The sequence below is a fragment of the Pseudomonas sp. Seg1 genome (assembly GCF_018326005.1).
Lineage (GTDB): Bacteria > Pseudomonadota > Gammaproteobacteria > Pseudomonadales > Pseudomonadaceae > Aquipseudomonas.
In genome coordinates this window covers 5,267,221-5,279,449 of the sequence record NZ_AP021903.1, presented here as the reverse complement: position 1 = coordinate 5,279,449, position 12,229 = coordinate 5,267,221, and the positions used below count along the sequence as shown (strand labels likewise).

At 57.5% G+C, this 12,229-nt stretch carries 5 protein-coding genes and 1 pseudogene; 3 read left to right on the top strand and 3 right to left on the bottom strand.

The window, feature by feature from the left end:
• Positions 1-281: 281 nt before the first annotated feature.
• Complete coding sequence (locus KI231_RS23630) at positions 282-3,428, bottom strand: transglycosylase domain-containing protein (RefSeq protein WP_213026486.1); 3,147 nt, start codon at positions 3,426-3,428, stop codon at positions 282-284.
• Between the two features lie 285 nt (positions 3,429-3,713).
• Positions 3,714-4,172: an REP-associated tyrosine transposase gene (locus KI231_RS23625; RefSeq protein WP_103304589.1), complete on the bottom strand. Its 459-nt coding sequence runs from the start codon at positions 4,170-4,172 to the stop codon at positions 3,714-3,716.
• Positions 4,173-4,832: 660 nt separating this feature from the next.
• Between KI231_RS23625 and KI231_RS23620 the strand changes: the two genes are divergently transcribed.
• The 3 genes and pseudogenes from KI231_RS23620 to KI231_RS23610 form a co-directional block, all read left to right on the top strand.
• A complete protein-coding gene (locus tag KI231_RS23620; protein WP_213026485.1) occupies positions 4,833-6,251 on the top strand; it encodes an amino acid permease in 1,419 nt (472 codons plus the stop codon).
• 399 nt (positions 6,252-6,650) lie between these two features.
• Positions 6,651-10,250, top strand: a complete 3,600-nt coding sequence (locus KI231_RS23615; RefSeq protein WP_213026484.1) for a hypothetical protein — start codon at positions 6,651-6,653, stop codon at positions 10,248-10,250.
• A gap of 23 nt (positions 10,251-10,273) precedes the next feature.
• Positions 10,274-10,513, top strand: a pseudogene (locus KI231_RS23610) (glucosyltransferase domain-containing protein); the annotation flags it as partial.
• A gap of 16 nt (positions 10,514-10,529) precedes the next feature.
• Here KI231_RS23610 and KI231_RS23605 read toward each other — a convergent pair.
• Positions 10,530-12,149: an FMN-binding glutamate synthase family protein gene (locus tag KI231_RS23605; protein ID WP_103304593.1), complete on the bottom strand. Its 1,620-nt coding sequence runs from the start codon at positions 12,147-12,149 to the stop codon at positions 10,530-10,532.
• Between the last annotated feature and the right edge of the window lie 80 nt (positions 12,150-12,229).

Genomic DNA, 12,229 nt, shown 5'->3' with positions numbered 1-12,229 from the left:
GCGGACTTGAACGTGCCGTGGAGCGTGTTTTTGATGAATTCGTGGTGCCGACCCTTGTGCAGATCGTCGGCGGAGGAGGGGGACGCAGGCATGGCAATCATCCTTGAGTGCTTGGTAGGGATGATCACCTTATCGGTGAAGGCTCAAAACAAAAGACTAAAAACCCACGTGTTTAAACCGGGGTTTTCGCGGCCGACCGGTCGAAAATTCGAATCGAAAAAAATAACTCTGTACCACCCGGTGCGCCGGGTTATCTCAACCTTCCTGACGCCGAACGCTGTTCAAAGACGCTCGACGGCAGGTGCTGTGACCAGGGTGACCTGGGTGTTTTCCGCAGGCCGGCATTGCGAGTCACTACCCGGTTGCAAGTACGGTGTGAGAATCGGTGCCATGCCCTTGAGCACCTGTACCGGCAGGGCTGAGGTGAATTTGAAGTTCTCCGCAGAACGCCCCGGAACGAACGCGGTGAGGGTGCCGAAATGGTGATCGCCGATGTAGAAAACGAAGGTCGCCGTGCGGTTGATCGACTTCGAGCTGAGGATCCTTCCGCCTGAGCCGATGGCCTCGATCCGGTTGTCGCCGGTACCGGTTTTGCCACCCATGGCCAGCGGGCTGCCATCAGCCAGTTTGAAACTGCCGGAAACACGTTTTGCCGTGCCTGCGTCCACCACCTGCGACAAGGCTTCACGCATGGCTGTCGCAACTTCCGACGGCATCACCCGTTTGCCGACATGCGGGTCATTGACCAGTCGGGTTTCATAGGGGGTTCCGGCGGCGAAGTGCAGGCTGTCGATGCGTAGGGTCGGCATGCGCACGCCGTCGTTGAGGATGGTGCCGATCAGCTCGGCCAGGGCGGCCGGGCGGTCGCCGGAGCTGCCGATGGCGGTTGCCAGCGACGGCACCAGATGATCGAACGGGTAGCCGACTTTCTGCCAGCGCTGATGGATTTCCAGGAACGCTTCGATCTCGAGCATGGTGCGGATGCGGCTGTCGCGCGCGCCCTTGTGCTTGCTCTTGAACAGCCAGCTGTAGACTTCCTGACGCTCGAACTGGCTGGCCTTGACCATCTGGCTAAACGTCGCGTCGGGGTTGTTCAACAGGTAACCCATCAGCCACAGGTCGAGCGGGTGCACCTTGGCGATGAAGCCTTGATCCGGCAGGTCGTAACTGCCCGGGCCATAGGAATCGTAGAGCCTGATCAGGCGATCATCGGTGAGTTTCTCGGTGAGCTTGGCGCCCTTGAGGTGCGAGCGCACGAAGCTGTTGAAATCTTCCTGACTGGCGTTCGGCAACAGGTAACGGTGCACGGCGGCCATGCGGATCGGGGTCGGGCGCATGCTGTCGAGGAAGGTGTCGAGGCGCGCCTGGGTGTCCTTGTTTTTGTACTTTTTCCAGAACTTGAGCAGGAACGAAGTGCCTTCGCGGTCGGCGAAATTGGCCAGGTATTCCTGACGTCGCGGGTCGCGGTCGTCCTTGAGCAGTTCGGCGCTGCTGTTGGGACCGGAGTAGGTGACGTAGCGCACCACATCGCGCATCAGGCGAATGAACGGCAGGTTGATCGACTCACGCAACGCATCACGCAGGGTCGGCATGCGCCCGTTGTCTTCCTTGCGAAAGTTGTGGAACACGTGCAGCCCGCCACCGGTGAAAAACGCCTCGCCGGGGCTGGCCGAGTATTTGCGATCGAGGGCGGCGCCGAGCATCTTCGACAGGTCGTGATCCTTGTTCTGGATCAGATAGTCGATGACCCATTGGCTGAGGCGATCCTGATCCGGCACTTCGACTTTCTTCAGTTCCGGCACGCTCATGGCGCCGTATTTGTCGTGCAACTCGGCGATGATTTGCAGGTAGGTGGTGAGCACGCGCATCTTCGCCGTCGAGCCGAGTTCGAGTTTGCTGCCCTCGTTGATGTCGAACGGCTGGTCGGTGCTGTCGGTCTGCACCCGCACCCGCGAGCCGTCCGGGGTCAGTTCGAACAGGGTGAAGCTGTAGCGCACTTGAGTGGTGCTGGTGGGGGTCAACAGGCGTTCGCCGAGCAGGCCGATTTCGCCGGCGTAGGCCGGGTCGGCGAGTTTCTTCAGATAGGCGGTGGCCTGGGTTTGCAGGTCGCCCTGCAGAGTGCTGGTGGCCGAGAGGTCGAGACGGTCGAGGTCGTACAGCGGACGATTGAGCATGCTCGCCAAACGGCTGCGGGCGACGCTGATGCCTTTGTTGGTTTCAATCGGCTGAATGGTCGGCTGGGTCTGCCAGTCGCGGTAGGTGACGGTGCTGGCCAGTGCCGCGTCGGCGAGGGCGCTGTCGATCACGCCGCTCTGCTTGAGCAGGCGCAAGTGGCTGTCGGTAAGGTCGGCGAGTTCTTCGTGGCCCTTGGTCAGGTAATGCGACGGGCGCCGCTGGGCAATCATCAGCGAGAGCATTTCACGCAAGGCCAGGCCTTTTTCGGCCATGGTTTTCGGATCGGTCGCAGGGCTGTTCAACTGTTCGTTGGCCTTGTTGAAATCCGTGCCGTACCAGACCCGCAGCCCTTCGGCCATGCCGTGCACCTCGCCATGGCCGGGCACGGCGGACAGCGGCACGCTGTTGAGGTAGTCGCGAATGATGTTCTGCCGCGCGCCGAGGGTTTCCGGGCCGGGCTGATAGGCGCGCACGCTGGCGGAAATCATCTGGCGAATCTTCTCGGCGCCGGACACCGTCAGGCCATCGGGCGAGTGCCGGTATTTCTCCAGTTGCGTCGCCAGGGTACTGCCCCCGGCAGATTGCCCGGGCAGGTGCAGCAACTTCGCCACCTGTGACCACGCGGCCATGCCGAACCGTGGCCAGTCCACAGCCGGGTTGGCCAGGGGTTGCTTGGGGTCGAGCAGGAAGCGGTTTTCAATGAACAGCAGGCTGTTGACCACCACTGGTGGAATCGCCGCGAAGCTCGCATACAGTTGCTGCGGATAGTTGTACTTGTACAGCGGTGCGGCGCGGCAATCGGTGATCGACAGCCCGGCCTGGATTTTCTCGGAGTAGGGCACAAACAGGCCTTTGTCGGTGTAGCTCAGCAGGGCCGGTGAAAAACGCGTCTGCTCGGTGACGACATAGTTGCGCTTGAGCAGGCGCGGCAGAAATTCATCGAGGGAGCTGTAACCCAGCCGCAGGTCGAACGGACCGTTGCCCGGATAACGAATGGCTTCACTGGGGCCCGGCTCCAGTTTGTAGGTCAGCGAGGCGGCATATTGGCTGAGTTCCCGGGATTGAAAACGCGAGGTGCGCATTTCCTTGGAGGCAGCCAGACCCACCACCACCGCGATAATCAGCAGCAACAACCAGAAAGCCTTCCACCCGTGCCGGCTGCGGCGGGGTTTTTCAGGGACAGGCGCTTGATCATCCACACGTTCAGTCGGAACCACGGCTTTACTCGAATCGGTCTGCCACAAAGCGCCCATAGTCGATTGATCCATTCACGCAGATTGATCGGACTTGTCTGAAGCTTAGACGGTGGTTGGCGCTGGTGAAAAAATTGTGAAGGGGTGGGGGGAGGGAATATCTGAATAAAACTGGGGCGAACTTTTGCCCCTGTGGCGAGGGGGCTTGCCCCCGCTGGACTGCGCAGCAGGCCCAAGTCCGTTAATCGCGATCTGTTTGAACCCCACATGCACAGTTTTTGCGATTGCTGCGCAACCGAGCGGGATGGTGCGAAGCTTCGACAAGCTCCCTCGCCACAGTTTGAATCAGAGCCAGCAGGCATCCCAGAGTGGATAGTCGCCTATCTTTTCTACCAGTCCGGCCCGTAGTGGGTTGGCGATGATGTAGCGGGCATAGGGGCGCAAGTCTTCTCCGTCGCGGATGGCGCGGTCGTGGTAGCCGGTTTGCCAGAGAGGCCCTTGTCGTCCGGTCACTTGGTTGATTTTTAGAGTACAGCGCGATTTTACAGCGCCGACGACTTTTCCCAGACTGGTATCTTTCAGTTGAAGCAGCCAATGAAGGTGATCAGGCATTACTACCCAAGCAATGGAATCAACGAGACCTTGGTCATGAGCACGTCGCAATTCTGCCACCAGTAGTCTTCCCAATTTCCAGTCGGAAAAAATGCGTTGCCGAGAATGAACGACAGTCGTGATCAAGTAGGCCCGATCAACTTCGGAATATCGACCTGTGCGTAAAAGATGCGAGTTTGGTTTTAAGGGCACTCCATTGTTTCCTTTTTAGATCATTAATGATCTTTTCAAGGCTAGAGCGCAGGTGCCGACAGTGGGTCTGATTAGGTTGAGAGACGTTTCCGAGCTCTGCGAAGGACCAATTACTCCGCCTTAGACACTACTGAATCCTGTTGCGAGGGGGCTTGTCGAGTCGTCGCACCGCCGTACCGCACCGCCCCGTTCGGCGGCGCCCTCGTCGTAAATCATGCAACCTCGGTTCAACCGACTGATTTATGGGGCTGCTTCGCAACCCAACGGGGGCAAGCCCCCTCGCCACAAAGTTATCAGTAGCCCAAACCTGCCAATTAGAGCGCTCTGCGGGGCAATACCACCTAAGCAGGGGCATGACGATGCACCAATGCTGTGCAATACTCGGCGCCTTTTTCGGCGGTGAAAATTCCTACGTAATGCAGGTAATGCCTCTCCGTAAACCGGGCTTTTGCCGAGAGTTGTCGCTGAATGTTGTGTTTTATAGAGTGAAAATACCTGCCCAGCGCTTTTTATACTGCACGCCCCGCTGATCTTGCAGGTTTTGTCCTACAAGACGCGTTTGCCCACGAAGCAGGCGCGGTTTTCTACAAGCCAACGCCTATCGGTCGAGGCTTCGACACTCGGTGGTCCTATCCAATAACAAGACGAGGTTGCACCCCTATGCCAGTTGGCAATCACCTGCCCCACGGCGAAACCGCTCAGGGCGGTCCGCTCAAACGCGAACTCGGCGAACGGCATATTCGCCTGATGGCGCTCGGCGCCTGTATCGGCGTCGGCCTGTTTCTAGGTTCGGCCAAAGCCATCGAAATGGCCGGCCCGGCGATCATGCTTTCCTACATTCTTGGCGGTCTGGCGATCCTGGTGATCATGCGCGCCCTCGGCGAAATGGCCGTGCACAACCCGGTGGCCGGTTCGTTCAGCCGCTACGCGCAAGACTATCTCGGGCCTTTGGCGGGTTTCCTCACAGGCTGGAACTACTGGTTCCTGTGGCTGGTGACGTGCGTCGCGGAAATCACCGCCGTCGCCGTGTACATGGGCATCTGGTTCCCCGATGTGCCGCGCTGGATCTGGGCCCTCGCGGCGCTGGTCAGCATGGGCTCGATCAACCTGATCGCGGTGAAGGCCTTCGGTGAATTCGAATTCTGGTTCGCCCTGATCAAGATCGTCACCATCATCGCCATGGTGATCGGCGGCGTTGGCATCATCGCTTTCGGTTTCGGCAACGACGGCGTGGCCCTGGGAATTTCCAACCTCTGGGCGCACGGCGGTTTCATGCCCAATGGCGTGACCGGTGTGCTGATGTCGCTGCAAATGGTCATGTTCGCCTACCTCGGTGTCGAGATGATCGGCCTGACCGCCGGTGAAGCGAAGAACCCGCAGAAGACCATCCCTAACGCCATCGGCTCGGTGTTCTGGCGGATTCTGCTGTTCTACGTCGGTGCACTGTTCGTGATCCTGTCGATCTACCCATGGAATGAAATCGGCACGCAGGGCAGCCCGTTCGTGATGACCTTCGAACGTCTGGGCATCAAGACGGCGGCCGGCATCATCAACTTCGTGGTGATCACTGCGGCCCTGTCTTCCTGCAACGGCGGCATCTTCAGCACCGGGCGCATGCTCTACAGCCTGGCGCAGAATGGTCAGGCCCCGGCCGGTTTCGCCAAGACCTCCAACGGCGTGCCACGCCGGGCGTTGCTGCTGTCGATTTTTGCCTTGCTGATCGGCGTGTTGCTCAACTACCTGGTGCCGGAAAAAGTCTTCGTCTGGGTGACCTCGATTGCCACCTTCGGCGCGATCTGGACCTGGGTGATGATCCTGCTGGCGCAACTGAAATTCCGCAAAGGCCTGAGCGCCAGCGAGCGTGCGGGTCTGAAATACAAGATGTGGCTGTATCCGCTCAGTTCGTACTGTGCGCTGGCGTTTCTGGTGCTGGTGGTCGGCTTGATGGCGTACTTCCCGGACACGCGCATCGCGCTGTACGTAGGGCCGGTATTCCTGGTGCTGCTGACCGTGTTGTTTTACGTGTTCAAGTTGCAACCGACCCAAGTGACACAAGGTGCGGCGCGTTCGGCTTCGTAATTTGTAAAGCGCGATAGGCGAAAACAAGAGATCGCCGCCTCCAGTAGTCCCTGAAAATTATTCAAGGTGCTACCGGGGGCGGCGATCTTTTTGCGTTTTACCGTCGGCATCCAGTCCCGTTCAGTAATGTCTTCATGCATCTTTTCGAAAAGCATGTCTGCCAATATCAATAGAAAACTCATGTTGTTCATTGAATAAGATGATGAGGGGTTTTGCACAGGTTTTAATTTGAAAGAATACATAGCCAGTAATATGCAATTGGTAATGCGTGTGTGGGTTTATGTATGTAATGGCTTGTGTAGTATTTGAAGTCGTCAAATTTGCAATGGATATTGGCTTCTTGTTTTTCCGGTTTGGTTATTTACTTTTGATTCTCTTTAATTCGTCAAGGATGATCGAATGTCAGTATCTAATGGTTCCTCTGTCAATGCAGCTTCTACCTCTGATAATACTCAGGCTGACAAAATTTCAACTCACCTGAAAGTCGATAATATCGTGCCGCACAAGTTTGGAGACTTCGGTGGTGCATTGTCCTGGCCGGTACCGCTCAGTGTCGCTGAACAGAAACTGGCACGGGCCCACATCAGTAAATATGTAGAGAGTGGTATCAAACCGGGGTTTGGGATACTGGATTATTTGAACAGCGACCAGCCGCTTTCAACTGAATCATTACAGGACCCGGCTGCGGCACTGGAAGCTCTCATCACCGGTGCTCGCGGCCAGGCATTGGGGCTGGTGGTACAGACACACCTGAACGGGATCTCTACCGATGTCAGCATCAGCGAATATGCATTGGCTGCCGTCCATTGGCTGCTGGATCCAGCGTCCATGGAAAATACTCTGCGCAACCAGGTTGCCGGATTCGATCTGGCCAGCGAGAAACACTGGGGAAAATGCGCGTCGGTGGTATTCGATGATCTGCGGGCGCACTTGATTGCAGAAAGCCTGATCAGTCCAGCAATGGCCGGGCTGGCGACGTACGCATTGTTGCTGAGAAAGGCTGCTGTTTTCCTGATCAAAGATATCCCCGACAGTGTGAAATATGGCACCACTGCCTGGTTCAACCTCGCGGTTGCTGCGGCGACGATCGATGCCCAATCACCGGGAAAGCTCGCGAATATGACATTTGCCCAAGTCATGGTCAGTGCGCAAAGTGCCGCCCTGCTTGATCCGGTAGTTACCCGGCAAGCCCATGCATCAGCGTTGGTGGATTGGGGCGTCGTCAACGGTGTGCTGGAAAGGGCCGCTGATGAGCGGTACTCCAACGAAAAACTGGACTATGCGAAAACCGCATTCAATCAGCAACTCGCCGATCGTCTAGAGACGTCGACCCTGTTGAACAGTCAGATACCCAGTCGTAAAGAAATCGCCCTGGCCAAGCTAAGAGAAAAGTTTGGCGATAACGTACCCTTTGAAGAGCGAGTCTTTGAACTCGCCGACCCTCTGCAAACCATCGCTTATTCGCTCTTTTTAGGTACGGGGCCCGTCAGTAAATATTCGCTGTTGGACATGGCCATGATCGGAGGTCCGCCTTATTACCAATGGAAAACCGACGATCCACGGCTAAAGCCGCTTATCGGTGCAGTCAACGCCACTCTCGAATTCGGCGTGCCCGACACCTTCAAGACCGAGTTCGGTAGTGCTGTCCGTAACCTCAAGAAAGTTGCCGATGGCAGCGTAAGGCATCTGATATCCCAGTTGCCATTGAAGGATAGAGAAAACCTGGAATACGGAAAGGTCGATTTCTATCAGCAAAAGACCTACCGGCTCAGTACGGGCTTTGTTGGCAAAAACCACCTGTCCACCAGCCCTGCACTGATTCTGCGAGTCGAGCGAGGCGTCGAGAAAAAACTGTCGATATATCGGATGGACTTAAGCCGCAGCATGATCGACAAAACCGATATCGACCCTGCAACAGCGCAAGACGAGTACGACCTGAACATTCCGAGTATCCAGTACACCACTGAGCCTTTTCATGTCGCCGAAACGACGGCAGCGGCGCAACTCAAGCAAAAACAATCACCGAACGAACTGCCCCCGCAAAGCTACCGAAGCAGGAGAACCACAGCGATTGCCAGCGCGTTTGTGGAGCATCTTGATCTCGACAGTCAGAACATCTTGAAGGCTGCCGAAGGCATAACCACAAAAGATCGCGAGGACGCAGCCGTGGAAGCCGCCAGGGATTTTGTGCTCAATCTGATTCCGTTCAAGTCCTCTATTACTAATTTTGTGAACGGTAACCACGTTGACGGCGCAGTGGATCTGTTCCTCGATCTATTGGGATTTGTCACCGCCGGTGCAGGTGCCGTGACGAAGTTGGCGCAGATCGGTGCCAAGACCGCTTTGGCTGTCGGCAAGGCACTGAAGGCGGCGAAGATAATCGGCGCAGTGATTATTGGTGAACTCAATCCGTTGAGTGGATTGGATGATTTGGCAGTGGGAGGAGCCCGACTGCTGGGCAGGGGGCTGAAGTTTACAGGCGCCAAAGGCCTGCAGCAGATCAACAAGTTGCGTGGCGCGGCGGGCAGCTACGACTTGTTGCAGGCCCTGAGTAAAGAACACGGGCCGACGCTGATCGGTACCTGGAAGCTGGGCGAGCAAAGTGTCGAAAGCCTGGGCGTGTTGATCAACGACAAGTGGTATCACTACAACCCTGTGAACAATCGGCTTTATGGTACGCCTGGCGACTTCAGGCCAACACCTGGCCGCTTCGGACTTAATGGATTCGATAACAAGGAATTGGGTCGCCTGGCTGTCAAGTCAGCGCAAATCTCCGGTCTGCAAGCCAATGCCAAAGGTATTTTTCGAAGTGTCGACGGCCAGCGCTGCTTCATTCGCAATATTGATGCAACCGGCAAATCGAAGGTGTATCTGATCAGGGACGATTTCAACGTGAACCTTGATATCACGGACGTCGCCATCGTCGACCCCGCGACCAATCGCGTGCAGGGCACCAGGCTTCGCCAAGTGGCGCCGGATCAATGGCAATCGTTGTCCGTGAAAGGCGGTGACATCACCGACGGGGTTGATGGCGCGCATTCCAGTGCATTCCCGAGGCAGAGACCTGCCCCGGCCAAACCTGTTTATACCCCGCCACCCTTTAAGCGCGAGGGTTTGCCAAACGGTCTGGAGGAGCCCGCCATTCAAGTCGTGTTGCTCAAGGACGTCCGCCATTTGTCCTACGATTGGGGCAAGTTTCAATTTGTGCCTTACGCGACCACTCCGACCAATATCCACCAGGCGTTGTCGGGCGCGGAGTTTGCCAGGCTGCCGATTATCGGCGACCTGTTCAACGCCAAGCATTGGTCAAATCCAAGCAAGGTGGATCCGCAGCTCACAAACCGGGAAGGTGGCGGAGCGATGATTTTTTCCATGCAGCGAATGACGACCTCCGGTGCAGTGAAAACCGAGTTCAATGCCTTGAAGGTGGTGGAAGTGAAGGCCGGAGAGCGGCCTGGTCAACTCGACTCGGTCCATGCTTATTGGGCGCCTCAGGGCGGGTACGTGGATATACCTGTTCATCCAGGATGGGCAGAGCCTGATCACGTATTCACACCGAATTTCAGTGGGTGTTCATTCACGGTCGATCAGATGGGGGAAAAGACTTTGCGTGTGCGGCACGTTGAAGCGGGCATGGAAGCCGCTCAATACAACGACCTTCCCGTTCATGAGCATGGCTGGGGACAAAGTGCTGCCATGGAGTTTCCGGATTATGGTTTGCGAATGGATCGGAACGGCAATGCCGACATGATCCTGACCGGGTTTTCCTTCATGAAATATGACCGGACAGCGGGCCAGTGGACAATGCACTACCAGTCTCATCACGGTGGGCCAATGATTGATCGTTTCTCCAAAAACGATCCTGGCTGGTTTGACGAACCCACACGGATTGTCAAAGCGTTTACCGAAGCTCATATCGTGAAGACCGGGGCCAAACCGGTGAAAACGGTCGCCAGCGCCACGCAGCAAAGCGGCAGCCACGCGGCCATCCCGGCCTGAGTTGTCAAACATAACAAGCCTAAGAACAGCTGCCGGTTATGCGCTACCTGCTCAACATCGACTACTACATGCTTGCCGAAAACCTGCCGAGTGCGGGCATTACCAACGTGGTCGCCGAACGCGAACGGCGCAACGCTACTCGCGTGGGGTACATGGGTTATCCCGCTTTGGTCGACAGCCTGTATTACCGGACCTACCTGTTGGGCGATTACGCTTTCATCGTCATCAAAGAGCCGCCGCATGGCAGGCTGCTGCAATGGTAACGGGCTCAGACTGTGGTTACGCTGCGACCACTTCCTGCGGCTCAAAACTGTCCGCCCGCGCCATCTGCCACATCCGCGAATAAAACTCGCCGTTCACTTCGCCAGTGAGCAGTTCGCCGGGTTTGAGGAACACATGCAACTGCGAGAACAATTTGATCTCGGTCGCGGACATGCGTCGTACCAAGTGCTTGGCCGACAATTGTGATGGATGTTCGAGCCCGGCTGCGGCGAGCATTTCCGCCAGCGCCTTCAACGTGTTGCGATGGAAGTTGAATACTCGTTGCGCCTTGTCCGGCACGACCAGCGCACGCTGGCGCAGGGCATCCTGAGTGGCGACCCCGGTCGGGCATTTGTTGGTGTGGCAGCTTTGCGACTGGATGCAGCCGATGGCGAACATGAAGCCGCGCGCCGAGTTGGCCCAGTCGGCGCCGATGGCCAGCACGCTGGCGATGTCGAACGCGCTGACGATCTTGCCGCTGGCGCCGAGTTTGATCTTGTCGCGCAGATTCAGGCCGACCAGCGTGTTGTGCACGAACAGCAGGCCTTCACGCATCGGCACGCCGATGTGGTCGGTGAATTCCACGGGCGCAGCGCCGGTGCCACCTTCCTTGCCGTCGACGACGATGAAGTCCGGGAGGATGCCGGTTTCCAGCATGGCTTTGGCGATGCCCATGAATTCCCATGGGTGGCCGAGGCAGAATTTGAAACCCACCGGTTTGCCGCCGGACAGTTCACGCAGTTGCTGGATGAAATGCATCATCTCGATCGGCGTCGAAAAGGCGCTGTGGCGTGATGGCGACACACAGTCTTCACCCATCATGATGCCGCGGGTTTCGGCGATTTCCTTGGTGACCTTGTGCTTGGGCAGGATGCCGCCATGGCCGGGTTTGGCACCCTGGCTCATCTTGATTTCGATCATCCGTACTTGCGGATTCTGCGCCTGGGCGGCGAAGCGTTCCGGGTCGAAACGGCCGTCGCTGGTGCGGCAGCCGAAGTAGCCGCTGCCCAGCTCCCAGGTCAGGTCGCCGCCGTGCTCGCGGTGATAGGGGCTGATGCTGCCTTCGCCGGTGTCGTGGGCGAAGTTGCCGAGTTTCGCGCCCTGGTTCAGTGCGCGAATCGCGTTGGCGCTCAGCGAGCCGAAGCTCATCGCCGAGATGTTGAACACCGACGCCGAGTACGGCTGGCTGCACTGCGGGCCGCCGACGGTAACGCGAAAGCTGCTCGGGTCACTCAGCGGTGCCGGGCGCATCGAGTGGCCGATGAATTCGAAACCCGATTGATAGACATCGATCAGCGTGCCGAAGGGTTTGTCGGCGGTTTCGTTTTTTGCCCGCGAATACACCAGCGAGCGCTGGGCGCGAGAGAAGGGCAGGGCATCGCTGTCGGATTCGAGCAGGTACTGGCGAATCTCCGGGCGAATGCCTTCGACCAGGTAGCGGATGTTGCCGAGGATCGGGTAGTTGCGGCGCACCGCGTGCGGGCTCTGCAGCAGATCGAACAGGCCGATCAGGCTTAATACGCCAGTGACGGCAGTGAACGGCCACAGCCAGTCATGTTCGAGAAAAGGCAGGCTGGCGAGGGTGAAAATCACGCAGACGGCAAAGAAGGCGTAGCGGCTCAGAAGTGACAGGCTCATACGGTTTCCTTGGTTCGGACTCAATGGGTTGCAAGCCTATGGCAGCAGGCGGGCCTGTTGATGAGATCTATTGTGGTGAG

Excerpts from the sequence above, each read along its gene's own strand:
- KI231_RS23630 (WP_213026486.1), bottom strand. The coding sequence starts at position 3,428 with ATGGGCGCTTTGTGGCAGACCGATTCGAGTAAAGCCGTGGTTCCGACT.
- KI231_RS23620 (WP_213026485.1), top strand. The coding sequence starts at position 4,833 with ATGCCAGTTGGCAATCACCTGCCCCACGGCGAAACCGCTCAGGGCGGT.
- KI231_RS23615 (WP_213026484.1), top strand. The coding sequence starts at position 6,651 with ATGTCAGTATCTAATGGTTCCTCTGTCAATGCAGCTTCTACCTCTGAT.
- KI231_RS23605 (WP_103304593.1), bottom strand. The coding sequence starts at position 12,149 with ATGAGCCTGTCACTTCTGAGCCGCTACGCCTTCTTTGCCGTCTGCGTG.